The organism is Syntrophomonas curvata (assembly GCF_052976825.1).
In genome coordinates this window covers 13,253-38,110 of the sequence record NZ_CM129641.1, presented here as the reverse complement: position 1 = coordinate 38,110, position 24,858 = coordinate 13,253, and the positions used below count along the sequence as shown (strand labels likewise).

17 protein-coding genes, 6 tRNA genes, 1 other RNA gene and 1 other annotated feature are annotated in these 24,858 nt (G+C 47.3%); of the genes, 6 read left to right on the top strand and 18 right to left on the bottom strand.

What is annotated here, in order from left to right; genetic code table 11:
- Positions 1-5: 5 nt before the first annotated feature.
- A complete protein-coding gene (dnaX, locus tag ACU70B_RS00170) occupies positions 6-1,493 on the bottom strand; it encodes a DNA polymerase III subunit gamma/tau (RefSeq protein WP_447184352.1) in 1,488 nt (495 codons plus the stop codon).
- A gap of 207 nt (positions 1,494-1,700) precedes the next feature.
- Positions 1,701-1,966, bottom strand: an RNA gene (gene ffs / locus ACU70B_RS00165) — signal recognition particle sRNA large type.
- Positions 1,967-2,181: 215 nt separating this feature from the next.
- On the opposite strand from ffs, the gene cshA reads away from it, so the two are divergent.
- On the top strand, positions 2,182-3,606 hold the full coding sequence (cshA, locus tag ACU70B_RS00160; protein ID WP_447184351.1) for a degradosome RNA helicase CshA: 1,425 nt from the start codon (positions 2,182-2,184) through the stop codon (positions 3,604-3,606).
- Between the two features lie 34 nt (positions 3,607-3,640).
- Here cshA and ACU70B_RS00155 read toward each other — a convergent pair whose 3' ends face one another.
- The gene (locus ACU70B_RS00155; protein ID WP_447184350.1) at positions 3,641-4,552 is read right to left on the bottom strand and encodes an RluA family pseudouridine synthase; all 912 of its coding nucleotides are present in this window, start codon (positions 4,550-4,552) and stop codon (positions 3,641-3,643) included.
- Positions 4,553-4,756: 204 nt separating this feature from the next.
- On the opposite strand from ACU70B_RS00155, the gene ACU70B_RS00150 reads away from it, so the two are divergent.
- Together ACU70B_RS00150 and ACU70B_RS00145 are read left to right on the top strand one after the other, a co-directional pair.
- On the top strand, positions 4,757-5,473 hold the full coding sequence (locus ACU70B_RS00150; protein WP_447184349.1) for an MEDS domain-containing protein: 717 nt from the start codon (positions 4,757-4,759) through the stop codon (positions 5,471-5,473).
- Positions 5,474-5,605: 132 nt separating this feature from the next.
- Positions 5,606-7,645: a PAS domain-containing protein gene (locus ACU70B_RS00145; protein ID WP_447184348.1), complete on the top strand. Its 2,040-nt coding sequence runs from the start codon at positions 5,606-5,608 to the stop codon at positions 7,643-7,645.
- A 15-nt stretch (positions 7,646-7,660) separates the two neighbouring features.
- On the opposite strand, the gene wtpC is transcribed toward ACU70B_RS00145, so the two are convergent.
- The 7 genes from wtpC to ACU70B_RS00110 all read right to left on the bottom strand — a co-directional run bounded on the left by wtpC (position 7,661) and on the right by ACU70B_RS00110 (position 19,320).
- On the bottom strand, positions 7,661-8,704 hold the full coding sequence (gene wtpC / locus ACU70B_RS00140; RefSeq protein ID WP_447184347.1) for a tungstate ABC transporter ATP-binding protein WtpC: 1,044 nt from the start codon (positions 8,702-8,704) through the stop codon (positions 7,661-7,663).
- Positions 8,705-8,710: 6 nt separating this feature from the next.
- A complete protein-coding gene (locus ACU70B_RS00135) occupies positions 8,711-9,610 on the bottom strand; it encodes an ABC transporter permease (RefSeq protein ID WP_447184346.1) in 900 nt (299 codons plus the stop codon).
- A gap of 76 nt (positions 9,611-9,686) precedes the next feature.
- On the bottom strand, positions 9,687-10,517 hold the full coding sequence (modA, locus tag ACU70B_RS00130) for a molybdate ABC transporter substrate-binding protein (protein ID WP_447184345.1): 831 nt from the start codon (positions 10,515-10,517) through the stop codon (positions 9,687-9,689).
- A 558-nt stretch (positions 10,518-11,075) separates the two neighbouring features.
- Positions 11,076-12,584, bottom strand: coding sequence for a 2-isopropylmalate synthase (locus ACU70B_RS00125; protein WP_447184344.1), 1,509 nt, complete (start codon positions 12,582-12,584; stop codon positions 11,076-11,078).
- A 112-nt stretch (positions 12,585-12,696) separates the two neighbouring features.
- Positions 12,697-12,952: a binding site (T-box leader), on the bottom strand.
- Between the two features lie 99 nt (positions 12,953-13,051).
- Positions 13,052-13,876, bottom strand: a complete 825-nt coding sequence (locus ACU70B_RS00120; protein ID WP_447185670.1) for a deoxyribonuclease IV — start codon at positions 13,874-13,876, stop codon at positions 13,052-13,054.
- Between the two features lie 406 nt (positions 13,877-14,282).
- Positions 14,283-18,614, bottom strand: a complete 4,332-nt coding sequence (locus tag ACU70B_RS00115) for an ABC transporter permease (RefSeq protein ID WP_447184343.1) — start codon at positions 18,612-18,614, stop codon at positions 14,283-14,285.
- A 4-nt stretch (positions 18,615-18,618) separates the two neighbouring features.
- Positions 18,619-19,320, bottom strand: coding sequence for an ABC transporter ATP-binding protein (locus ACU70B_RS00110; protein WP_447184342.1), 702 nt, complete (start codon positions 19,318-19,320; stop codon positions 18,619-18,621).
- Between the two features lie 221 nt (positions 19,321-19,541).
- Here ACU70B_RS00110 and ACU70B_RS00105 point away from each other — a divergent pair, with 221 nt between their 5' ends.
- Both ACU70B_RS00105 and ACU70B_RS00100 read left to right on the top strand, forming a co-directional pair.
- Positions 19,542-20,117 carry a TetR/AcrR family transcriptional regulator gene (locus tag ACU70B_RS00105; protein WP_447184341.1) on the top strand — a complete coding sequence of 192 codons (576 nt, stop codon included), beginning with the start codon at positions 19,542-19,544 and terminating at the stop codon, positions 20,115-20,117.
- A gap of 169 nt (positions 20,118-20,286) precedes the next feature.
- Positions 20,287-20,505: a hypothetical protein gene (locus tag ACU70B_RS00100; RefSeq protein WP_447184340.1), complete on the top strand. Its 219-nt coding sequence runs from the start codon at positions 20,287-20,289 to the stop codon at positions 20,503-20,505.
- A 143-nt stretch (positions 20,506-20,648) separates the two neighbouring features.
- Here ACU70B_RS00100 and ACU70B_RS00095 read toward each other — a convergent pair.
- Positions 20,649-20,743: transfer RNA gene (locus ACU70B_RS00095), tRNA-Ser, on the bottom strand.
- 194 nt (positions 20,744-20,937) lie between these two features.
- Here ACU70B_RS00095 and ACU70B_RS00090 point away from each other — a divergent pair.
- The gene (locus ACU70B_RS00090; RefSeq protein ID WP_447184287.1) at positions 20,938-22,272 is read left to right on the top strand and encodes an ISNCY family transposase; all 1,335 of its coding nucleotides are present in this window, start codon (positions 20,938-20,940) and stop codon (positions 22,270-22,272) included.
- 124 nt (positions 22,273-22,396) lie between these two features.
- Here ACU70B_RS00090 and ACU70B_RS00085 read toward each other — a convergent pair.
- The 7 genes from ACU70B_RS00085 to serS form a co-directional block, all read right to left on the bottom strand.
- Positions 22,397-22,491, bottom strand: a tRNA-Ser gene (locus ACU70B_RS00085).
- Positions 22,478-22,939, bottom strand: a complete 462-nt coding sequence (gene tadA / locus ACU70B_RS00080) for a tRNA adenosine(34) deaminase TadA (protein ID WP_447184339.1) — start codon at positions 22,937-22,939, stop codon at positions 22,478-22,480. Before tadA ends, ACU70B_RS00085 begins: the two co-directional genes overlap by 14 nt.
- Before the next feature lie 133 nt (positions 22,940-23,072).
- Positions 23,073-23,149, bottom strand: a tRNA-Arg gene (locus ACU70B_RS00075).
- A 36-nt stretch (positions 23,150-23,185) separates the two neighbouring features.
- A tRNA-Arg gene (locus ACU70B_RS00070) sits at positions 23,186-23,262 on the bottom strand.
- Positions 23,263-23,265: 3 nt separating this feature from the next.
- Positions 23,266-23,359, bottom strand: a tRNA-Ser gene (locus tag ACU70B_RS00065).
- Positions 23,360-23,374: 15 nt separating this feature from the next.
- Positions 23,375-23,464: transfer RNA gene (locus ACU70B_RS00060), tRNA-Ser, on the bottom strand.
- 85 nt (positions 23,465-23,549) lie between these two features.
- Positions 23,550-24,827, bottom strand: a complete 1,278-nt coding sequence (gene serS / locus ACU70B_RS00055) for a serine--tRNA ligase (protein ID WP_447185669.1) — start codon at positions 24,825-24,827, stop codon at positions 23,550-23,552.
- Positions 24,828-24,858 lie beyond the last annotated feature (31 nt).

The window sequence follows — 24,858 nt, the reverse complement described above, 5'->3', positions numbered from 1 at the left end:
TCCTCCTAATCCTTTATTTCTACGATATCCTCGCCAAAATATTCAATGGCTTTTTTTACAATAATATCATTATATTGTTCATCGTCCAGGAAAATAAACTCTATTTGCACTTCTTTTTTTAAGATATCCCGGGCTACACTTTCCACCAGTTCGCGGTTAGGCCTCTCCTCCATGCGTTCTTTATGGAAACGGTATCCTTTTTTATAGCCTATATAGAGAACGTCATCACGTGCTCCCAGCAGTTTTCCCTGGGACAGCAGGGCATGGGTGGGAACCTTTTGCTCTTTGACCCCGGCTAACAGCCGGTTCCACAGCATCCCCCGGGCATCATCCTTATCATTCTTTCCACCCGGCCGGGGAGGCCTGACTTCTGCCTGTACCTGCCGGGGCTTGGTATCTGCCCTGCTAAAAATCTCCGCCAACTGCAGAAAGGCTACTTCGAGAATAAATCGGTTGCCTTCGCTAAACCTTAATTTATCAGCCGTATCCATCATTAGCCGCAGAGCCTGCAAAATTTGCCCCCGCTGAGCCCTGGACTTCTGCTGTGCCAGGAATGGCCGGGCTGATTCGGTTACTACTATAAAGTCGGCTTCATCGCCCAGCACCGTGTATAAGAGCAGATCCCTTAAGTAAAGTGCGCTTTCCCGCGCCAGCTGCTGGGCCTCTTTTCCTTCTCCCAGCGCCGCTGCCAGCATCGCTATTATATCGGCCGTATCCTGCTCCAATACCTTTTCCACCAGTTGGGCCAGATACAATTCATCCACCAATCCCAACACGTCCAGCACATCTTCCTTGCCAATCATTTTGCCTTTGTAGGAATAAATCTGATCCAGGGTACTGAGGGCGTCGCGCAGGCCTCCATTGGCACGTCGGGCAATGAGCTGACCTGCTTCCCGGTCCAGTTCTATACCATCATTTTCTGCTACCTGCTGCAGTCGATTAAGTATCTCCGGCCCGGTCAGACGCCGGAAACTGTAAGACTGGCAACGGGAACGAATAGTATCCGGAATCTTCTGCGGCTCGGTGGTAGCCAATATAAATATGACGGAATCGGGCGGTTCCTCCAGGGTTTTCAGCAGGGCGTTAAAGGCCTCGGTAGTGAGCATATGGACTTCATCGATAATATATACCTTTTTCTTGCCCTGGGCCGGCAAGACCCGTACTTTTTCCCGCAGGTCCCGGATTTCATCTATACCCCGGTTGGAGGCAGCATCGATTTCAATGACATCCATGAAATTGCCGCTATTTATATCCGTACAGGAGGAGCAGGCGTTACAGGGCTCCCCCTCCGCTATATGCTCACAATTAAGGGCCTTGGCCACAATTTTAGCAATACTGGTCTTGCCGGTTCCCCGGGGGCCAGAAAAAAGATAGGCATGGGTCAAGCGCCCTTCTTTGATGGCATTGCACAGAGCCGTAACGGTTTTTTCCTGCCCTACCACCTCGGCGAAGCGCTGAGGGCGCCAGGCACGGTATAACGCCAGGTAAGCCATAATATCTCTTCCTTTCAGCCAGGTTGCAATAACAAGGAGTTCTTGATTTAAACCGTTCTTTCCTGCTCTATAATACAAAAATAGCAGGCTTAACCTGCTTTCCGCATTATGATGATAAAAACTCAATCTAAAAACAAAAATCCGCGGTATCCGCGTTTAAATATTCAAGCCGACGTATGAGTTCCATTCATAATAAATTATTAATTGCCGTGCACCTGGCTTCGAGAATACCCTCCAAGCGTTACTTGAACAGTTAACTCCATTCAGGCTACCCTGCGTCACACGGGGTTAATCCCTTAGTGCTGCTTCCTTCCGGACCTGACACGGTTCAAGATGTCCCGTTGCGCCGGACCCAAACTTCTCAGCCACTTATTCAAGCCAGACCTTACAGGATAGACCCTCAGCTCAGGAATTCGACCCTGCTATAGCGGGTTGCAGGTTACAGGGCACCGCTAATTCCCCATCTAGCACGGCAAATATTTTTCTTCTATGGCTCATTTATTGTACCTGCTTTTCCCCTGATTTGCAAGCTGTAAAGCTTTGCCAGATAGAATCTAGCGCATTGTGGTGTCGGTATATAATAATCTATAATCAAACTGATACTGTTATCTGTATTTCCTGCCCTCAAGCTGGTAAAAGTAATGGTATCACGGCTTAAAAAATTGCAGAAAAGGGGAACTATATCGAATTGATAACATTTGAGCAACTGAACATTGACCATCATATCCTTAAAGCACTCAGCAACATGGGGTTTGAAGAAACAACTCCCATACAAAAAGAAACCATCCCTCTGGCTTTGGCGGGTCGAGACCTTATAGGAAGGGCACAAACGGGAACGGGTAAAACGGCAGCCTATGGTATACCATTGGTGGAGAGGTGTGACCGGGACTCAGACCATATCCAGGGTATAGTTATTACTCCTACCCGGGAACTGGCCATTCAGGTAGCTGAAGAACTTAATCGCATCGGACAGTATAAAAGTATCCGCGCTCTCCCCATTTATGGGGGACAAGAGATTGAGCGCCAGATTAGAGCCCTCAAAAATCGCCCTCACATCATAGTCGGTACTCCTGGACGGCTTATGGATCATATGCGCAGAAAAACTATCCGCCTCCAGCAGGTCAAAATGGTGGTTTTGGATGAAGCTGATGAGATGCTCAATATGGGCTTTAGGGAGGATATTGAGGTTATTTTGCAGCAGATGCCGGCCGGAAGGCAGAATCTTCTGTTCTCAGCTACCATACCGCTGCACATCCAGACCCTGGCCGGCCAATTCATGAATAATCCGGAAATGATTCATATTAAGCCCCAGGAAGTTACGGTATCCCATATTGAACAGTATTATATCGAAACTCCCGAAACCCAGAAGCTTGATGTACTCTGCCGCCTGCTGGATATAGATAATCCAGGTCTGGCAATTGTCTTTGGCCGAACCAAACGCCGGGTGGATGAAATCGCCGAGGCCTTAAACAAACGCGGATATTCCGCCGAAGGCATTCATGGTGATTTAACTCAGAGCAGAAGAGAAACGATAATGCACCGGTTCAAGTCGGGCATGACCGAACTGCTCATAGCTACCGATGTAGCAGCGCGGGGTCTGGATATTAGCGGCGTTACCCATATTTATAATTTTGATATTCCTCAGGACCCGGAAAGCTACGTACACCGCATCGGAAGAACGGGACGGGCAGGCGAAACCGGTAAAGCCATCACCCTGGTTACCCCAAGGGAAATCGGTCATCTAAAATATATAGAGCAATTTACGCGGCAAAAGATAGGGCGTCAGCCGGTACCAACTATTAATGACGCTCTGGCAGGTTTACAACGTATAGGCGTGGAAAATCTTCTTGCCGTAGTAGAAAATGAAGATATCGGGCAATATAAAAGCTTGGCGGAAAGTTTATTGGAGGAGCACGATTCTATTACCCTGTTATCGGCAGCTCTTAAACTTATTACCCGGCAGCCGGATAATATTTCCTCCCAACTGCTCTCAGAAGCACCCCCGATCAAAGTTAAGGAGCCCTATATCGGTAACCGGGGCAAAAGGCCTTATGGAAAAAATGCCTCGCGCAACCACAGAAAGCCTAAAAGGCCAAATCCCAGCAGTTACTAATACTTTTAAGGGCAGGGGGTTCCCCCTGCCTTAATTATTTAAACAGTCCGGTAAATTTTTTCGGCACTTCCGTTTCAAAACGCATCAATTCCCCGCTTACCGGGTGATAAAAGCTGAGAATGTGGGCATGAAGGCCTACTCGGCCAATGGGGTTGGTAACAGCACCGTACTTTTTATCCCCTATGATACTATGACCCATATCTTTCATATGAACCCGGATTTGATTCTTCCGTCCTGTTTCCAGCCTTATTTCCAGCAGGGAATACCTGGCGCCTGCCTGCAGCACCTTGTAGCGGGTTACCGCTTCCTGTCCGTCTCCGGGGTTAGAACTGGAATATACCAGCCGGGTTTTGGTTTCTTTTAACCAGGATCTGACCACGTCTTCCGTTTTATCTACCTGCCCTTCCACCACTGCTACATAAGCCCGATCCACTACGACCTCTTTCCAGTTATCCTGCAATGAACGTTTTATTGCTTCGCTTTTGGCAAAAAGCATTACCCCGGAAGTATCACGGTCCAGCCGATGGACAATAAATATTCGCTTTTCCGGATCCTTTAATCTAACATAATCGGTCAATTGACGGTAGGCAGTACGCTCTTTTTCTTTATCTGAAGCCATGGATAAAAGTCCCGCCGGCTTATCAATTACAATGATACTCTCGTCTTCATATAAAATCCGAGGGCCCCGACCCGGCTTCTCATCCCTGACCAGAGACCAGTTGATGATTACCTCCTGCCCCACCGCTAAAGGATGATTATACCGGGTAGCCACCTGCCCATCCACCATTATCTGACGGTGAGTCAACAAGGACTTAATATTATTGCGGCCTTTATCAGGCAGCTTGGCGATTAGAAACTTCATTAACTCCCCGGGTTCGGTTACGGAGAGGCAGGTCTGCCGCCCCTGTCCTGCTTTAAAACTATTTTTCCGGCTATATGGTTTCATATGATCCTCCCTGCTTAAATCGACGTAATCCTATTATATACAATAAGACCCAAGTTAACGAATCAGGCTCGTTTTATGGTTAGACCAGTTAGTAAAGAAGGTGATTATTTGACTAAAGTTTTAGCTGGCAAAACAAAAGATTAAAATGATAAAATAATCTATAATTGTAAAATATGAACAATTTAAGTCGGGGGTTTTTTTATTATGTCTATGCAACCAAAAAATCTGGGTGTATTGAAATTACAGCCGCATGATCATGCTTGCCTGATTTATGAGTCTGAAAACGAGTGGCGAGAAAACGTTATTCCATTTATTTTGGAGGGACTTAAACGGGGCGAAAAGTGTATTTATGGACTTAATCACCGGAAAAAACAAGAAATTATAGATTGCCTCCGGGAAGAAGGTATAAATACCGCCGGTTACGAAAACTCGGGGCAATTGTTAATTATGGACAAAAGTGTTCTGCCTGCTGAAAGCAGCATTGACCGCCTGGAGCAAATTCAGGAGTTCTGTGTCCAGTTCCTGGAACAATGCCTGGCTGAAGGCTACTCGGCCATACGTTTTACCAGTGAATCCTTATACACTTTAACCGGGCTTGACCCTGCCAAAAATATGATAGAGGCAAATTCCCGCATGAATACCAACCTCTTCCCCCATTATCCTTGTGTTGCCTTATGCCAGTATGACCGTTGGAAAACCGATCCTATGATATTAAAATACGCTATCATCAGCCACCCGCTTATCATAAAAAACGGTGAGATTTACGTGAATCTTTCCAGCATCTGCGATGAGCGTTTCCTGGAAATAACCAGTGACCGTTGGGAAGTTGAACACTGGTTGGCTATCATAGTATTCCTGCCAGGAAGGCTCTATATCGTTAAGGTGGCGAATATATTCTCCGCTGCGGCCTATAAGCTGTAAAAAGGCCTTATTGTAGGCAATAATGGAACCGTGAAAGAGAAAACCGGGAAGTACAAATGCTGCAAAAAATAGCCTACACTCTGGAAAACTGCAGCCAACCATTATTGTGCTTCCATAGCGCTGGCAGAGATCATGCAGGAATTAAAACATAACGGCACCGACCGCTACGAAAAAGACTGGCCTCTGCAGAATGGCAACAGGTTGGTGCTCGATATGTCTATTCTGCAAAGATTGGATGAGTCGGGTAATATATCCTACTATTATGCCTTTTTAACTGACATTACCCGGCAAAAAAAAGCCGAAGAGTCTTTAAGAGCATCTGAAGCCAGGTATCGTCTGATTGCAGAAAATGCCTACGATATGTTCACCATTATCGATCGTGAAACTTACCAACATAAATATCTGAGCCCATCCCACGAGCGGGTAGTTGGTTATACTAACGAAGATTTGCTGGGCAAATCCTGTTTGCTGCATGTGCATCCGGAAGACTTGCTATCCGTAATGAAAAAACTTGAGGAAGGTATAAAGAAGGGCAGCGATGCCACTCAGTACCGTGCACATAATAAAGATGGCGTCTACCTCTGGCTGGAAAGTTTAGGCAAAGTTATTGAAGAAGGGGAATTTGCAGGCGATATTCTGCTTATAACCCGCGATATCACTGAGAAAAAACAGGCGGAAATCGCCCTGCTGAACTCGGAGGAGAAGTATCGCCTGATAGTGGACAATGCTTACGACGGCATTTCTATTGTAGATTCCCATACCCTTACCAGTCTTTATCAAAACCCGGCCTTAAAGCAAATGCTGGGATATCCCAAGGACGGCTGGCAGAACAGGCAGCTTATGAGGTATGTACATCCAGATGACTCGGCTTTGGTAAAGCAAAATTTGCAGGAAGGTCTGGAAAAAGGTGAAGGCAGCATGCAGTGCCGGATAAAAAAAAATGACGGCAGCTATATCTGGATGGAGATTAACGGCAAGGTAATGAACTGGGAAAGCGACAATCCCCAACTACTGTTCATCGCCCGCGATATCAGTGAGCGTAAACGGGAGGAAGAGGAACTGAGAGCCAGTCAGGCCCAATTACGTTTCAGTGCCCAGGAGCTTAAACATCAGCTTGATTATCTCAACTATCTGATAAATACCATGAGCGAGGTATTTGTAATCTACGATTTGAATCAGCGTATAACGTTTATAAATCAGGCTGTCTATAAACAGCTCGGTTATCAGCCTGAAGAAATGCTGGGCCAAAATGTAATTGATTTTATCGTGGGAGCCGATAATGAAAAGGCGGGTCGGTATATCCGTGAGCGTCTGAACAAAGGTGAAGCCGATACATTTGAGACCGTTGTAAAGCGTAAGAACGACAGTGAAGCTCTAGTCCGGATTAAAAGCTCGCCGATCAGAGAAAACGATACCGTGGTCGGTATCATGCTGCTCATGGAGGATATTTCCGAATACCGAAAAATCCAAAAAGAGATGGCCCGGCTGGACCAGCTTAATACGGTGGGCGAAATAGCAGCAGGAATCGGGCATGAGATAAGGAATCCCATGACTACGGTAAAGGGATTCCTGCAGATTTTGAGCCAGGACGAAGATTTCACCAGGCATCAGCACTATTTCAATCTTATGCTGGAGGAATTGGAACGGGCAAATGCAATAATCACCGAGTTTTTAGCCCTGGCCAAGAATAAGCTGGTCGATTTACAGCCCCGTAATTTAAACAGCATAATAACCGCTCTGTTTCCCCTGCTTCAGGCCGATGCTACGCTGGCAGATAAATCAATTATACTGAACCTCTCTGAAATCCCGGATCTGCTCCTGGACGAAAAAGAAATCCGCCAGCTGCTGCTTAATCTGGTTCGCAACGGCTTGGAGGCCATGCAGGCCGGAGGCAGGGTGCACATTAGCACCTGCCTGGAGGAAGAGCAAGTAGTCCTGTCAGTGCAAGATGAAGGAAACGGTATCGACAGCGAATTGCTGGAAAAGTTAGGAACTCCCTTCGTCACCACCAAGGATAACGGTACCGGATTGGGTCTGGCCATATGTTTCAGTATAGTTGCGCGCCATGAAGCAAGTATCCAACCATATACCAGCCCTACCGGAAGTACCTTCGTTGTGCGCTTTAATGCTCTCCCCTTAAGCCTGGGCCAGATGACCTTGCCCTTGATTTGAAGACTTTCCCAAGAATTAAAATACATGTACGGCAGTAGTTTTAAAAACCGCCCAGACCTGTTGACCTTCCGTAAGGTTAAGTTCCCCGACTGCCTGCCGGGTAACCAGTGCAACCATAGGTATACCTACATCCAGTACAACTTTACATAAAGATCCCCGAGGCATAATTGCAACTATTATCCCTTTAATCGTATTTTGGGCACTACTAGCCATTGCCTCCCGTGCAATTATTATATCCTCAGGCCGAATAGCAACCCGTACCTTTCCCTTAAGATCCGAAACCACCCGCAGCGGAAGGTTATTCAGGTGAACAAATTTATCTTCCCCCCGGGCCATGATTTCACTCTTATAAATATTGTCCACCCCTACAAACTGGGCTACAAACTCAGAGCCCGGTTTCTGAAAAACTTCTTCCGGGGTACCAATCTGCACCATCTCACCTTTGTTCATAATCCCTACCCGGTCAGCCAGAACCAGGGCCTCATTAAAATCATGGGTGATATGAACAGTAGTGGTTTTTATTTGCTCATGGATGGCTTTTAACTCCTGCTGAAAAAGCTCACGGCTGCGTGGATCCAGGGCACTCAAAGGTTCGTCCAGCAACAACACTTGGGGCCGGGTAACCAGAGCCCGGGCAATTGCCACCCGTTGCTGTTCTCCCCCGCTCAGGGTAGCTGGATAACGCTTAAGCAACGCTTTTATTCCCAGCAGTTCAGTTATCTCATCCCGGCGAAAATTCATTACCTCCGGCGAAGCCTTTTTAATCTTGAGTCCAAAAAGGATATTATCCTCTACGGTCAGATGGGGAAACAGCATATAGTCCTGGTATACAAAACCTATATGTCGCTCCTCCGGATACTTATGGGTTACGTTTTCGTCACTTATCCAGATTTCCCCCTGGTCGGGAAGATACATACCGGCAATTAGTTCCAGAATGACGGTTTTGCCGGTACCGGTGGGACCCAGTATAACAAAATACTCATTATTCTCAATATTTAAGCTGATGTTCTTTAAACTAAATTGACCCAAACGTTTGGATATGTTCTTTAAATAAATCATTTACTACTACTCCGACTTTAAACTTACCCGGGAATCATGCTTATTGCTTTTCCCCAGCATTTCAAAAACCAAAAGCGCAGTTACCGATATAACAATCAAACAGGTGGCTGCGGCCATAGCCATGTCCAAATTACCAATTGACATATTTAAAAAGAGAGCCACGGGCAGAGTCTCCGTTTTCATTCTGGTGGCGCCGGCCACCATCAAGGCACAGCCGAATTCGCCAACGGCCCGGGCCCAACTGATAACCAGCCCGGCTATGATACCATTTTTAGCCAGGGGAATGGTAATCCGGTAAAAAGCTTCCCATTGGGAACAACCCAGAGTACGAGCCACAAATTCCAAACGGGGATTAATGTCGGCAAAGGTGGAGCGCAATACCCTTACCATGTAAGGAACTATTATAAAGAACTGTGCAAGAATAACTCCATTTACTGAAAACACAAACTGTAGTCCCTTTTCAGCCAGAACTCTTCCAAACTCCGTGTTTCCAAACAACAGAAGCAAAGCTACTCCGGAAACCAGCGGCGGCAGGGACAGGGGGATCTCCAACAATACATTAATAAATCCCTGGCCGAAAAATCTGAAACGCTCCAGGCCATAAGCAACAGGTAAAGCTAATCCGAGACATATCAAGGTTGAGGTAACGGAGGTAAGCAAGCTTAAACGAATGGCAAAGCGGATCTCTGCGCTGGCTAAACTTGAAACCAGACCGGCAGAGCCTTTCCATACAATATTGGCCAGGGCGGCTAGGATAAAGATGAACAGTATAACGATAACCAACACTACCAAGCTCTGAAAAAACCGGTTCCTTACCTTAAAGGAACCTTTGCCATGGATGGACGCTTGCTCAGCCGCTCCCTGTCCACCGCCTTTTTTTTCCGATAATACTGTCCGCTGCTTCATTATAGCCTCCCTGCCGTTTTTCAACCTAGGGTATTCAAAATAGACGCGATGTAATGCCGGTTATAATGGCTCTTTGCTATTCAATAGGTTTAAAGCCATGCTTTACAAAAAGGGCTTTCCCTTCAGGGGAGATTACATAATCAGCAAACTTCTGGGCTAACTCGGTTTTTCCCGAAAAACTTAAAACACAGACCGGTACCTTGTCAATCACATTTTGCTCCGGGGGAATACTGACAACTTCAATATCTTTGGCCCCAAAACCGTTGTCTTCCCAGATCAACCCGGCATCGCCCTGCTTCATGGCTAAATGGGTTACGATTTCATTAACCGTAGCATCCCGGGCTACAACATTCTTGTTAACACCCTCCTGCAACCCGTTTTTGGCAAATATTTTGGCTCCTTTTTTACCGATAGCATTGCTTTGCTCATCACCCAGCACCAGCTTCACTCCTGGTTTTGCCATATCTGCCAGACATGTTATCTGGGCAGGGTTTCCCTTCGGTACGCCTATAGCCGGAATATGGTAGACCACCTCATAATATTTACTGGTAAAGCCCTTCTGAGTGGCTATTTCCATATCGTTAAGCGACCCGCCGACAAAAACATCACCTTGCTTGCTAAGCTCCATCTGACTCAGCAGCTGGGCACAACCGGCATAGTTGTAATTAACCTTTACCCCATACTTCTGTTCAAAAGCCTGTCCGATTTCATCCATAGCCACCCGCAAACCGGCACCGCTATAGACAGTCAGGCTATCCCCTTTATCCGCTACAGCAGGGGTCGAGGTCTTGGACGGGTCAACCGGCTGTTTTCCACTCTGCGGCGAATTACCACAACCAACCAGAGTCAAACACCCTACAATTAATATTGCAGCTAATAATAAGGCCCCTAATTTTGTTTTCCTCATAAAAACACTAACCTTTCCTTATTTGTTCTCCTGCAGCTGCTCCGGCAACATACAAAAGTACCGGCACTAGCGCTCTTCTCAACAAATCCCTGGAAATAACATGCATAGGCTGTATTGACGCAATTGAAGCTTGATCACCCCCCACGGATATTCTGATTGTCTGCCACGAATTCCATATCCTTTATGTTAGTTCTTGTTGGAACCAAAAACCACTATATATAATAACATAATGCTACATAACTTTACACATTCCAACTGCACTTTACATAAAAAACAAATCCGGGGGAAAACCACCCGGATTTGTTTCAATCTTCATTTAGCTCTATCTTCCGACCAGCGCCAACGTCATTGCCAGCAGAAACATTGCCCCTTGGCCTCTTCTTTTTCCGGCCTTTCCTATATTCAAGCCGTTTGCCACTCATGGTGACAATAGGTCACCTTGCCGGTGCTGACGGGAGTGCTATGCTACACTTCACTTCATCATTGGGGACAGTTCCTGTGAGCTAGCCACATACTCCGAGGTACCGCTATAATCTCGTGGCATGAGTTGCCTTTCCGCTATGCTTTGAAATAATCGGTTTTGGATAAAGCATTAACATAGGCGCGGGCACTGGCCTCAAAAATATCGGTACTGATTCCCTTCCCGATGATAATCATATTACTGTAACGAACCTTGACGGTTGCATCACCCAGTGCTTCCGCCCCCCGGCTGACCGATTTCAGGGTATAGTCCTCCAGTTTTACGGTCTTTCCGGCAATACGGTCAATAGCTTTAAACACTGCGTCTACCGGACCATTGCCGCAGGCGGCATCGGTATATGTTTCTCCGTTCATCTCCAGCACTACGGTGGCTGAGGCTGGGGCCGATCCGCCATTGGTGGTGACGGAAACACTCTTTATCAATAAGCCGTTAGTCTCTTGTTCGGCGTTGCCCATCAGGGTATGCAGATCCTCATCATAAACCTCCCCTTTTTTGTCAGCCAACCCCAGGAATCTGGCATACACCTCATTGAGCTCCTCCGGCGCAACGGCGTATCCGAGTTCTTCCAGCCGGTGCTGCAGGGCATGACGTCCTGAACGGGCGCTTAATATGATCAGGTTGCGGGGTATCCCTACCACCTCCGGATCAATTATTTCATATGTCTGCCTTTCCTTCAAAACCCCATCCTGATGGATCCCGGAAGCGTGCATGAAGGCGTTGGCCCCTACTATGGCTTTGTGGGCCGGTACCGGTACCCCGGTTACTCTGGCTACCATGCGGCTGGTAGCAGCGATTTCCCTGGTATTTACCCCCAGATCAATCCCGAATGTGCTGCGCTGGCTATAAAGGGCCATGATCACTTCCTCCAGCGATGTGTTGCCTGCCCGTTCCCCGATGCCGTTGATAGTTCCTTCCACCTGGCGGGCTCCCGCCTTAATCCCGGCCAGCGAATTGGCGGTAGCCATGCCCAGGTCATTATGGCAGTGGATACTTACCACCGCCTGGTCGATGTTTTTCACATTATCCATGACATAGGTTATCAGATCGCCATATTCCCATGGAGTAGCATAACCAACCGTGTCGGGAAGGTTTACCACCGTGGCTCCGGCAGCGATGACCTTTTGGATAATATCAACCAGGAAGGCGGGCTCACTGCGGAATGCATCCTCAGCATAAAACTCAACATCACTGACATACTTGCGCGCCCGCTTAACCGCAGCTACGCTAGCCTCACTTACCTGCTGCGGCGAGAGCCTGAGCTTCTTTTCCATATGCACCGGAGACACCGCTATTCCGGTGTGAATTCGAGGCTGCTCAGCCTCGCGCAAGGCTTCGGCGCAGATGTCGATATCCTTCTCTACTGCCCGGGAGAGTCCGCATATACAGACCCCCTTGATTTGCCTGGCTATGGTTCGCACCGAATCCAAATCACCGGGAGAAGAAGCGGGAAAACCAGCTTCGATAACATCTACGCCCAGCTTCACCAATTGACGGCTTATCTCCAATTTCTCCTTAACGTTTAAGGTTATCCCCAGGGACTGCTCTCCGTCTCTCAAGGTGGTATCGAATATATATAACTTGCTCATTGGTTATATCCTCCTTTGGTATTGATAGTCTGTATTCTCTTTTAAGGTCGTCCAGGTCTATTTCCACTGCCACCACCACCTTTTAAAACATAAAAAACCCTTCGCTCAAATATCTTGAGACGAAGGGTTTTAAACTCCGCGGTACCACTCATTTTAACGGCCGACAGCCGCTCTCTCAGTCAGGATACGGGATTGGTATCCGATATCCCCTTCCTTTTAACGGTGGAAGTTTCCGTCTGAGCCTACTTTATTAGTATTTCGGTCAGCAACTCCGGGGAGAGTTCAGCGTAGCGTTTCGACCGCCTCACAGCAACCGGCGGCTCTCTGAACCCACGTACACGCTTACTAAGCCCTGTCATCGTCTTTTTTAAATATTGCCTTATATTTTACCGGGATTAAGCCTTAAGGTCAAGGGTATCTTTTGTGTCCAGATAACCATCAAAATGATAATCAAACGTATCGATAGCTTAGCCTCTTAAATCCTTTAAAACTGCGATATCCCGGTCAATTGCCTCGAATGGTGTTTCCAGGATAAAGGGAAAAGCCCCAAAAAAGTCATGATTCAGCAGCCGTTTAAATCCGGCCGGTCCTATAAAGCCATCGCCGATATGGGCGTGGCGGTCACGTTTGGAACCTAATTCCTTTTGACTGTCATTACTGTGTATCATTTTAATACAGCTGCGCCCGAAGGTATGGTCAATCTCCTCCATTACCCGGACAATGCCCTCTTCACTGCTTATATCATACCCGGCGGCAAAAACATGGCAGGTGTCCAGACATACTCCCACCCGGGGTTTATTATGGATTAACTCTATTATGGTGTTGAGCTCGGTAAAATCTTGGCCTATTTCCGTTCCCTGCCCGGCCATGGTCTCCAGGCAAATGGTAACGTCTCCGGTGTAATTATCCAAAATACCGTTTAAAAGCCCGGCTATCCTCTCTATCCCCTGTTCAAGCGTGGATGTAGTATAAGAACCCGGGTGCAGCACCAGATAACCGGCCCCGATCAGAGTGCAGCGCTTCAGGTCTTCTTCCACCACCTGTCGGGCAAATTCATACAGGTCATCCTTGGCCGCGGCGGGATTGCAGATATAGGGTATGTGAACGACTACCGGATCAATGTTATGGTCTTGCATGGTCTGCTTAAAGTAGTCCAGTTCTTCCTCCGTCAAGGTGCGCGCCCCGCGCCCCCGCGGGTTGCGTACAAAAATCTGCAAGGCCTCCAGCCCCCGGGCTACTGCCTCATCTGCGGTGTTTTTCAACCCCTTCCCGATAGGTAAATGAGCTCCGATTCTTGGTTTCGTGTTAATTACGGTTCACTCCTTTAAGCAGTTTTACTTTCCCGGTTCTTTGTCTTATTCGCCGGTAATAAGCGGCCTCCCCCTTTTTCCCGGATCTGCCCCGCTTACATTATAGCCATTAATCGAAGCGTCTAACAGATATGCCCCTATGAAATCCATTGATTATGCCCGGGAGGCCGGGAATATGGGTAACCAAAGGCAAGAAAAGGGTTTCAGTCTAAAGTCTGAAACCCCTTGATAATGCTTAAATAGCACCCTGCGGATATACCGATATTCACTTCGTTCATATATTTTATGAAATGATACGCATTCCACGAGGAACATATGAAATGTTTATCTCCATCCTTTATATTTTCAATATAAAGGATGGAGATAAAAAGCTGTCCCGACATGCCCGTTATTCCGCGCTTTTTAATGCTTCTACCATGTTAATGCGGTCAAGTGCCCGATTGGTTATCCAATTGACGATGCTAGCAAAGAAGAATGTGGTCGCCGCCGCAATCAGGTAACTGACCGGCTTTATATACACCGCGAAATGGACAGATGGCATGTTGAGTGCAGCGGTGAGAAGTCCGCCTAAAATACGGCCCGCCGGTAAACCAACTAAGATACCCATTGCGGTCAAAATCAGCGTTTCTTTATTGACATATTGATACACCTCTTTATCGTAGAATCCCAGTACTTTGATGGTGGCCAGTTCCCGGGCGCGCTCCGAGATATTCGTGTTCGATAGGGTGAAAAGCACCACGAATGCAAGACCTCCGGCCATGGCAATAAGCAATAGAACGATTGCATTGAGCAAATCAAATCCGAAATCGTCTCTTAAAGCGACGGTGCTGACAGCGGAAATCACGGAATCGTTGTCGAGCAAAGTTTCTGCATATGTCGCCGAATCGATAGTGGCTTCGGACAAGTGCGCAAGTATGCCATTTGGCATGTATACGCCAAACAATGATTCGTATAACTTTTGCGTCATATATACGTTATTGCCCAGATAGTTCCGCACAACGCCGGACACAATAGCCTCGTCTTGCGCAAGCTCTAAATTTTGCAGAGAAACTGTGCCGTTAGGTTTGAGGCCAAGGATTCGGGTCGCGTTTTCAGTGATTAGAACACCACCATCATCCAGATGGGATAGTGTTCCGTCCAGGTTTTCTATCCGAATGTAGTCTTCGATAGAGCTTCCGGTGGGGATAACCATCAATTGCGCCGGACTTGATTCTCCGTCAGCATTGAGCAGTTTTATGCTTTCGATTCGCAGATTCAGATAGTCGTCGATACTTTCGTCCTTTTCTAATTGCCGGATCATATCGTCGTTGTCCTTTTCTTCGAAAACAGCCATGAGGTCGTACTGATAGATATAATCATACTGATTTGGCGCCAGCTTCATCACCGAATCCTTGATTGCAAATCCACAGATAATCAATGCAGTACAGCCCATGATGCCGCCAATCGTCATAAATAATCGCTTCTTATACCGGAACAAATTGCGAACGGTCACTTTATTCAAGAAATTCAAACGGTTCCAGATAGCCGGAATACGCTCCAACCATACACGCGATCCCGAGCGAGGAGCTTTGGGACGCAAGAGGGCCGCTGGCATTTGAGCCAGTTCACTACGGCAGGCAAGTACGGTTGCTCCAATAATCGCAACCATAAACAGCACGACACCACCTATGCCATACAGGATGTCAAAACGCAGATAAAACTGTGGAAGGCTGTAAAGCGACTCCAAAATAATCATTACAAATTTCGGCATGAAGACGAAGCCGAATATATCGCCTAAGATACCTCCGATCACGCAGGCGGTAAAAGCGAACAAGATGTATTTCCGGTAAATATCAGCATTCCCAAAGCCCAACGCCTTATAGGTGCCAATCAGGCCACGTTCTTCTTCTACCATCCGGGTCATTGTGGTTAAACTCATGAGCACTGCGACCAATAGAAAGATAATTGGGAAAACCCTACCTACAGCCTCGATGGAGGCTAAATCACTGTTAAGGCTGGAAAAACTGTCCAGTGAGGTGCGGTCTTGCACATACCACCTTGTCATATCAATGTCGTCCAGTTCTGCATACGCATCGGAAAGTTTTTGCTGGGCTTCTTCCTTTTTCTCGGCATATTCCTGCTCTTTCTGGCTCAGTTCCGCTTCGCCGTCTGCCAACTCCTGTTTTCCCTCTGCAATATCATCCCATGCGTCGGCAATTTTAGATTTGGCGTCAGCCTCTTCTTTTTTCAACTTTTTTTCGCCATCGGCCACCTCGATTTCCCCTTTTTCCAGCTCAGTGCGCCCTTCGGCCAGTTCAGCCTTCCCATCTTCCCATTCGGCCCAACCATCATCGAGTTGAGCTCTGCCATTTTGCCACTCGGCCCAACCCTCAGCCAGTTCAATTCTTCCATCTTCCAGTTTGGCCCTTTCTTCGGCTAGTCTGGCTTTTCCGGCAGCCAGTTCGGCTTTCTTAGATTCTATGGTGTTTCGAGCTTCTTCTATCTTTGCCTCTCCGGCAGCCAGTTCTGCTTCCGCCTCGGCCAAAGCCTGTAAAGCAGCCGCCTTTTGTTCCGCAAAGCTGATTTTCTGCGCATCCAGTGCCTGCTGACCGCCGTTCACCATACCGAGGCCAATAGCTGCCTGAACAACAGAATCCGCAGACAGAGCATCTAATTGTCCTGCTTGTATATTCATTTGCTCGATAGCAGAGGCAAGTTCTGCCGCTGTGGCAGCTTGGGTATCACGCTCATCCGTCAGATTTGCAACAGCTTCGTTTGCAGCATTCAGCGCAGCCTGAGCATTGATCACAGCGACTTTCGCAGCATCCAATTCACGCTGCGCATGGGCCACAACCGCTTCTTGCGCCTCATATTCCGGTGTTCCTTCTTCCAGAGTGTTCAGTTTTTCGGGTTCAGCGTTCAACGTGCTCTGCGCCTCATTGGCAGCAGATTGTTTTTCGGAAAGCACCGTTTGCGCATTGCTTACCTGTTGTGAGGCGAGATCAATCTGTTCATTAAGTGCGTCTATCGCCTGATCCATAAGGGCTAAAGCGCTTTGTGCCTGATTGATTTGCTCTAACAGAACGGCTCCCATTTCTGCAACCTGCACTTGAATTGCGACGGCGAGAGTGGATCTTTCGTCAGCGGTACCCGCCGCTACCGCAGTATCATCAGCACCGGTTGTCGCCAGAGCAGTAGCAGCATCAACCAGCGCATTCCACTCATTTGTCGGCCATACAGCGCCAAAAGAGCTTTTAAGTTGTGCAATTCCCGGTTCTAACTGCGACCGGACAGCATCTAACTGGTTCTGCGCCGCATTGAATTTTTGCTCCGCTTCGGCAAACTGCACTAAGGCTGCATTCCGTTCTTCTTCTAACCGCTGTCTGCCGTCTGCCAGCTTTTGCACATTTTCGTCCAGTTCCGCTTCACCCTGCGCAAGCAGGGCTTCACCGTTTTTTAGTTCATTTTCGGCCTCTATAAGCTGTTTTTCACCATCGGCCAGTTCCCGCCCGCCTGCTAAAAGCTCCTTTTTGCCATCAGCCAGCTCCCTCTCGCCATCCAGCAGTTCGGCCTCGGCCTCGGCAAGTTTCTTTTCAGCTTCGGCAAGTTCTTCCTTGGCTTCCGCTGACTCCCGTTTTGCTTTTTCCAGTTTTTTACGGGCCTCAGCAATCTTTTTTTCTGCATCCTTCTGCTCATCAATAAGCTTGGCCTCGCCATCAGCCAGTTCCTGTCCGGCCTCGTATATATCCCGCCATGCATCGGCAAACTTCATGTCTGCCTCCGCAAATTTCTCGTTCATGGTATTCTCAGCATCTGTGATTTTTGCTTTTGCCTCGCTTAAAATAGCGTCGTAACGCGCCCGCTCCCGTTGGACTTTTATGCGATTTTCAATATTCCTGACAACAGACCGTACCTTTTCTTCATATTCGTCGGAATAGGAGTTCATTGCCTTTGTGCCAGACAAAACAATATAAACAACGGTAAAAATATCGCCGTTAGCATCGGCTTCCTTAATAAAAAACGTATAATCAGCGGTGACAGTAGAACGGAAAGCACCATTGATGTCATCAGTGCTACGAATATCCTTGGGGTCTAAGACAACGCCTGTGATAGTATAGTTTGTGTTGGCGAAGGTGGGTGTCTCTTTTTCCTCCTCCAAGCCCGTATCCCAGTCTATATCTATATCAAGGTTAGAATCGCCAACCCCGTCCGCGTTGTCTTCCGAATTCATATTATCGGGTGTTTCTTTCGTATTTTCTTCGTCGCTCTCCTCCTCAATGTCTTCCTTTATCGTCACGATATCGCCTATTGACTTGCCGCTTTCATCCAAGTACCTTTGGGTAACAGCGATCTCACCTGCTTTTGCTGGCAAAGCCCCAGCCAATAATAGCGGCATGTTAATGCTGCCGAGACTTAATACAGTCATGTCCGCGCTCTTGCGTTCGCCATTAATATCTGTATGGACGGTTTCAATGTATCCCCCCTTAACAGTCTCAACACCGTCCACACGCGCTAAAGCATCCACATCCGCTTGTGTCAGTCCCAATGTAGACAAAATTCGGATATCGAACAGATTCTGGTTATCAAAAAGCTGATCTGCTGAGTAATACATACCCAGACAGGCCGCATACAGGCCCGTCATCATTCCGACCCCCAACGTCGTGATAATGACAATGGATAAAAAGCGTTTCCATCCCTTTTTTATGGAACGCCCAATATCCTTATGAAATGCTTTGTTCATGCTATCACCACTCAATCTGTGCAATAGGCGTAGGCTGCTCGTTCTGTACAGTCTTTATGACCTTACCGCTTTTAAAGTGGATGACCCTGTCGGCCATCGGAGCAATGGCCGAATTATGGGTGATAATGAGCACCGTAATATTATCCCTGCGGCAAGTGTCCTGCAAAAGCTGTAGAATCTGCTTGCCGGTGCTATAATCCAGCGCACCTGTAGGTTCATCGCACAGGAGCAATTTGGGGTTCTTTGCAATGGCGCGAGCAATAGATACGCGCTGTTGTTCACCGCCAGAAAGCTGCGCAGGGAAATTGCTCTTACGCTCTGCCAGCCCTACTTTATCCATTATTTCGGATGCGTTCAGTGAGTCCCGGCAGATCTGAGCGGCCAGCTCGACGTTTTCCAACGCTGTCAAATTCGGCACCAAATTATAGAATTGAAACACAAATCCTATGTCTGTGCGGCGATAACCCACCAACTGTTTGTGGCTGTACTTGGAAATGTATTCGCCGTCTACAATGACATCACCGGATGTTACGGTATCCATTCCGCCCAATATATTCAGTGCCGTAGTCTTACCAGCACCGGAAGCACCTAAGATAACGGCTAATTCGCCTTTTTGCACCGAGAAATTTGCGTCTTCCAAGGCGCAGATTGAAACTCCATCAGAGGCGTATCTTTTTACAACATGATTGAATTCGATATATGCCACTGGATTCTCCCCTTACATTCGTTTTTGCGGCAAGGCAAGCAAAATAACTGCAAAAAAATCAGCCATTGACTTTTACCTGCTGATTTCATATTATATAAACACAGTGTTGGTTTTGCAATCATCAGATGTTTATAAAACGTAGCGCACACAACAAAACGCAGCGCAAATGTCGAGTTCACGACAAAAAATGAAAAAATTGTTTTTGGAAGGAAAGGATAATCATGAAAGAAGTTAAATTGGATAGAAAAACGCGATATACCCGGATGGTATTGCAAGATAGTTTAATTGAGTTGATGAGGGAAAAGCCCATCAATAAAATCACCATCAAAGAGCTGTGTGAAAAAGCAGATGTCAACCGGACAACCTTTTACGCGCATTATACCGATCAATACGATCTTCTTCGTAAGATTGAAGATGAAGTTCTGTCGTGGGCAAAAGACGCCTTTAACACGATTATTGGTACAGCGGCAGACGAGAATGAAACAATAAAGGGACTTGAAGGAGTTTGCCAATATATTGTGGAGAATAGTAAGCATCTTCAAGTTCTAATGAGCGAACAGGGTGATATAGATTTTCAAAAACAATTATTTACGCTGGTATATCAGCTATGGGGAATGCCTCCCTCCTCCGGACAGAATGGAGACGCAGATATAAAAGAGTTGTACTTTATATTTGCAGTAAATGGAAGCGTCGGTCTTATACAGTACTGGCTGAAAAACGGGTTGAACCAATCCGCTAAAGAAATTGCACATGTTATCTACAGCATGGCTGCACCTACTCTAAAATTATTGCTTTAAGACAACAAGCCATATAGGTTCGGACATAAAAAACCGGCTGCGAAAAGGCCAAGCGCAAATTATGCGGGACCTTCAGCAGCCGTTTTTAGAGCTTGCTTTCACGCCTTCAATATGTAAGCTGTGAGCCACAGGCAAAAGCCTAATACAATTTGAAAGGCGGCAACGAAAAATGAAGGCAGGAAAAATCACAGCGAAATTGAGGGACGCGGTGCAAAATTGCTTCATGGTAGATGGCAAGGGGGTTAAGCGGTACAAAAATATCGAGCTTCCCGACGAGCTCGAAGAATTGGAAATCAAAGACTTCAAGTTCCATGTTCCGCAAGATGAAAAATTTGTATTTCATCTTATCTTTGACGAAGGCGTTCTGCCGGAAATTATAGCCGTTTAGAACTGGCCGCGCTATGCTGCGAGGTTGATACCCTAAAAGCAGTAAGCTCGAAAATTCCCATATTACAGGCTTTTCAGGCCATAGACGCAATAAAGCCACCCATGATAGGTGACTTTTATTGTATCCAAATTTGTCCTTTGATTTGGCGGAGAGGGCGGGATTCGAACCCGCGAGGGAGCTATTAACCCCCTACTCGATTTCCAATCGAGCGCCTTCAGCCGAACTCAGCCACCTCTCCATGTTGCCTATTTTGTTTTGGCCAGCTGTGTAAGTAATCATCAAGCTGACAGCTTTTTTATTTTACCTTATAAACGGTTTTCCCGCAAGCATCTATATGGTATTTTGTCGTTAATCAGTGATAATGTCATGGTATAACTCTTCAGGGAAAATGTCATCCCCCAGAAAAGATATAATGGGAGGATGAAATTAGAAATGAGCAAACAAGAAGCAAGAAAAATAACTATCATCGAAGAACTGTTGGCAGGCCGGTTTACAAATAAGCAGGCTGCAGAGCTTTTAGACCTCAGTGTAAGACAAGTACAGCGGATGAAAGCGGAGGCATCCGCAAATGGGGTTATAAGTATTTTGCATAAGAATAGAGGACGGAAACCGGCTAATGCATTGGATCCTGAAGTTGCTGAAAAAATCTGCCGAATTTATCAAACGGAGTTGTCCGGATATAATTTTTGTCATGCTACCGATGTGCTTGCTGAAGATAAAGATATTTTTGTTTCGGTAAGCACTGTCTCAAGGTATCTTAGGGCCAGTGGTATTCGCTCTCCAAAGGCCAAGCGCAGACCCAAGAAACATCGTTCCAGAAATGCCCGGGAGCGCGAGTGTGAAATGATTCAGATGGATGCTTCCAGCTTTGATTGGCTTGGCAATGGTTCCTACTTGCACCTGCACGGTGCGGTTGACGATGCCACTGGTCGTATCCTGGCTCTTCATTTCGAAAAGGAAGAAACCTTTGAAGGTTATTGTGAACTGATGTTTCAGATGAATCAGAATGGGCACCTGCCAAGAGAAATCTACACTGATGGCAGAACCGTTTTTGTTTATAACAGCAAAAAGAAAAAGGAATTAACCCTTGAAGAAGAATTGGCCGGCAAAGTGGAAAAGCAGACTAACTTTGCCAGAGCCCTTAAAGAACTCAACATCCTGTTAATCATTGCCCGGTCTGCTCAGGCTAAAGGTGGTATTGAAAGGCTCTGGGAGACTTTACAGGACCGTTTGGCGAAAGATATGCAGCGTAAAGGAATTTCTTCTATCGAACAGGCTAATGATTTCCTAAAGCATTATATTCCCTACTACAACCGTAAATTCGCCGTCCAGGCTGCCAGCCCGGAAAAGGCCTATTTGCCTAAGCAAGATATGTCTGCATTGCAGTTGATTTTTGCCAAGCATGTAACAAGAAAAATCGATTCAGGGCTTTCCTTTTCCTTTGAGAACCATAAATACCGTCTGCCTGCCAAGGTGGAAAATATAAAAGTCCCTGCATCCCCTCATGATACGATTACTGTAGCAACCAGTAAGCATATCGGAATGCAGGTCCTTTACAAAGGCCTCGTTATTAAACCCGAATTGCTCAAAACTCAGCCCAAGGAAAGTATAGTACAAATACCTCAGCAGGACAATTCCTTGAATAGCCTGCCGGCTCAGCCCAAAATCAAGCCAAAGAACAAATCACCTTGGTTCGCATATAGTGAAATCTTCTATTCTAAGAGCCGCAGCAGGGATGACATTTCTGCTGCTGAGTTATCTAGGTAAAGGGGTGACATTTTCCCTGACCATTGACAGCATCTATATGGTATTTCTACACCTTTCCTGCTTGTCAGAACATTGAAATAAATTAAGAGTTCTACCCTGGAAGCAGAACCCCTGTTACTTAATATGGCGGAGAGAGTGGGATTCGAACCCACGGAGCCGCTACGAACGGCTCACACGATTTCGAGTCGTGCGCTTTAAACCGGACTCAGCCATCTCTCCTTTTGGAATTGAAGAAATCCTTCAGTATTTGTCCGCATTCATCGGCCTTTACTCCAGATCGAACTATTACCCGGTGGTTAAAGGCCGGGTGATCCAGAAGGTCAACTATGGAACCGGCAGCGCCAGCCTTGGCGTCATATGCCCCAAAAACCAGCCGCCCCAGCCGGGCCTGAATCATGGCCCCCGCACACATGGAGCAAGGCTCCAGGGTAACATACATGGTAGCATCTGCTAAACGCCAGTGGCCAAGTTTTTGGGCTGCCCTTTGCAGAGCCAGCATTTCGGCATGGGCAGTAGCATCACCCCGCATTTCCTTCTCATTGCGGGCCTCGGCTATTATTTCCCCGTCTACAACCACTATTGCCCCTACCGGGATTTCCCCGTTTTCCTTGGCTTCCTGGGCCAGGCTGAGAGCAATTTCCATGTAGGCTTCATGGCGCTTCATCATTCTATCCCCTTAACCTGCAATTAAGATTGTAGGATATAGCCGGTGTGGTGTCAAGATTGCTGCCCTGATGCTATCCATCCCTGCCTGGATAAAATAAATCCCACAATTGCTTGTGGGATCTTATTTGCTGTAATGGTGCGCCCGGAGGGACTCGAACCCCCGGCCCACGGTTTAGGAAACCGTTGCTCTATCCTACTGAGCCACGGGCGCCTAATTGATGAATAATGGTTTTTAAATGATATCAAATGGCGCGCCCGGCAGGATTCGAACCTGCGACCTCCAGATTCGTAGTCTGTTACTCTATCCAGCTGAGCTACGGGCGCACATGGCGGAGAGAGAGGGATTCGAACCCTCGAAGCAGCTACTAACCGCTTACTCGCTTAGCAGGCGAGCGCCTTCAGCCTACTCGGCCATCTCTCCAAAAATTCAATTCTATGGCGGAGGAGGTGGGATTCGAACCCACGGAACCCGCAAAGGTTCAACGGTTTTCAAGACCGCCTCCTTCAACCGCTCGGACACCCCTCCACGCGAAGGATGCATCAATCTCGTCAATGCAAATGAAAGTATATCACAGGCTCAGAGCAATGTCAATATGGGCTGGGCCGACTGTTTACTGCCTTTTTATTACTTCCAGCCCACCCATATAGGGCCTTAATACTTCCGGAATTACCACGGAACCGTTCTGCTGCTGGTAGTTTTCCAGTATGGCGGCTACCGTCCGGCCAATGGCTACACCGGATCCATTAAGGGTGTGGACATACTGTATTTTCTCCTTGGGACCTGGACGGTAGCGGATGTTGGCCCGGCGGGCCTGAAAGTCCTCGCAGTTGGAGCAGGAGGATATTTCTTTATAGTCATTGTACCCTGGCATCCACACTTCCAGATCATAGGTCTTGGCTGAGGAAAATCCCATATCTCCGGTGGAGAGCAGTACTACCCGGTAGGGTAAGCCTAATAACTGTAATACCTTCTCCGCATTGGCGGTCAGTTTTTCCAGTTCCTCATAGGAACTCTCCGGGGTTACAATCTTGACTAGTTCTACTTTGTTAAACTGGTGCTGGCGAATTATGCCCCGGGTATCGCGCCCGTGCGATCCGGCTTCAGCCCGGAAGCAGGGGGTATAGGCGGTTACATATTTAGGCAGGTCTTTGGCCTCCAGGATCTCCTCCCGGTAAAGGTTGGTCAAGGGTACTTCGGCGGTGGGGATTAGATACATTTCCCGCCCCTGGACCTTGAACATGTCTTCAGCAAATTTGGGAAGCTGCCCGGTTCCCAGCATGCAGTCAGCACTTACCATAAAAGGCGGCAGTATTTCCTGATAACCGTGTTCACGAGTATGGATATCCAGATAGAAGTTGATGACCGCTCTTTCCAGACGGGCACCCATGCCCTTGTAAACGGTAAATCTGGCACCGGATAGTTTGGCTGCCCTTTCAAAATCCAATATGTCCAGATTAGGCCCGATATCCCAGTGGGCCAGGGGTTCAAAGTCAAACTGGCGTGGGTTGCCCCAACGTCGCATTTCCACATTGGCACTGTCATCCGGCCCTACAGGTACTGATGCGTGAGGCAGGTTGGGGATATTGAGCAGTATCTTTTCTATTTCTTCTTCTATCTCTTTTAAGTCCTCATCCAATCCTTTGATATCCTGCCCGGCCAGTCGCACCTTTTCCATGAGCTCGGAAGGGTCCTGACCTTCTTTTCTCATCTTTCCTACCTGCTGAGAAGAGGTGTTGCGGAAATTTTTAAGTTCTTCCACCTTGCCCAGTATGGCCCGGCGTTTTTCATCGAGAAGCAAAAAGTTGTCCAACACCCCGGAGAGGTTGCGTTTCTCAAGGTCCTGTTCTACTGCCTGGGGGTTGGCTCTTATCTTGCGGGCATCCAGCATACTAACACCTTCTTTATTGTCTTTAATAAAC

Excerpts from the sequence above, each read along its gene's own strand:
- tadA (WP_447184339.1), bottom strand. The coding sequence starts at position 22,939 with ATGATGAAGCGCCATGAAGCCTACATGGAAATTGCTCTCAGCCTGGCC.
- ACU70B_RS00155 (WP_447184350.1), bottom strand. The coding sequence starts at position 4,552 with ATGAAACCATATAGCCGGAAAAATAGTTTTAAAGCAGGACAGGGGCGG.
- wtpC (WP_447184347.1), bottom strand. The coding sequence starts at position 8,704 with ATGATTTATTTAAAGAACATATCCAAACGTTTGGGTCAATTTAGTTTA.
- modA (WP_447184345.1), bottom strand. The coding sequence starts at position 10,517 with ATGAGGAAAACAAAATTAGGGGCCTTATTATTAGCTGCAATATTAATT.
- ACU70B_RS00105 (WP_447184341.1), top strand. The coding sequence starts at position 19,542 with ATGAAAGAAGTTAAATTGGATAGAAAAACGCGATATACCCGGATGGTA.
- ACU70B_RS00100 (WP_447184340.1), top strand. The coding sequence starts at position 20,287 with ATGAAGGCAGGAAAAATCACAGCGAAATTGAGGGACGCGGTGCAAAAT.
- ACU70B_RS00125 (WP_447184344.1), bottom strand. The coding sequence starts at position 12,584 with ATGAGCAAGTTATATATATTCGATACCACCTTGAGAGACGGAGAGCAG.
- ACU70B_RS00135 (WP_447184346.1), bottom strand. The coding sequence starts at position 9,610 with ATGAAGCAGCGGACAGTATTATCGGAAAAAAAAGGCGGTGGACAGGGA.
- ACU70B_RS00090 (WP_447184287.1), top strand. The coding sequence starts at position 20,938 with ATGAGCAAACAAGAAGCAAGAAAAATAACTATCATCGAAGAACTGTTG.
- ACU70B_RS00115 (WP_447184343.1), bottom strand. The coding sequence starts at position 18,614 with ATGAACAAAGCATTTCATAAGGATATTGGGCGTTCCATAAAAAAGGGA.
- ACU70B_RS00150 (WP_447184349.1), top strand. The coding sequence starts at position 4,757 with ATGTCTATGCAACCAAAAAATCTGGGTGTATTGAAATTACAGCCGCAT.
- ACU70B_RS00145 (WP_447184348.1), top strand. The coding sequence starts at position 5,606 with ATGCAGGAATTAAAACATAACGGCACCGACCGCTACGAAAAAGACTGG.
- serS (WP_447185669.1), bottom strand. The coding sequence starts at position 24,827 with ATGCTGGATGCCCGCAAGATAAGAGCCAACCCCCAGGCAGTAGAACAG.
- dnaX (WP_447184352.1), bottom strand. The coding sequence starts at position 1,493 with ATGGCTTACCTGGCGTTATACCGTGCCTGGCGCCCTCAGCGCTTCGCC.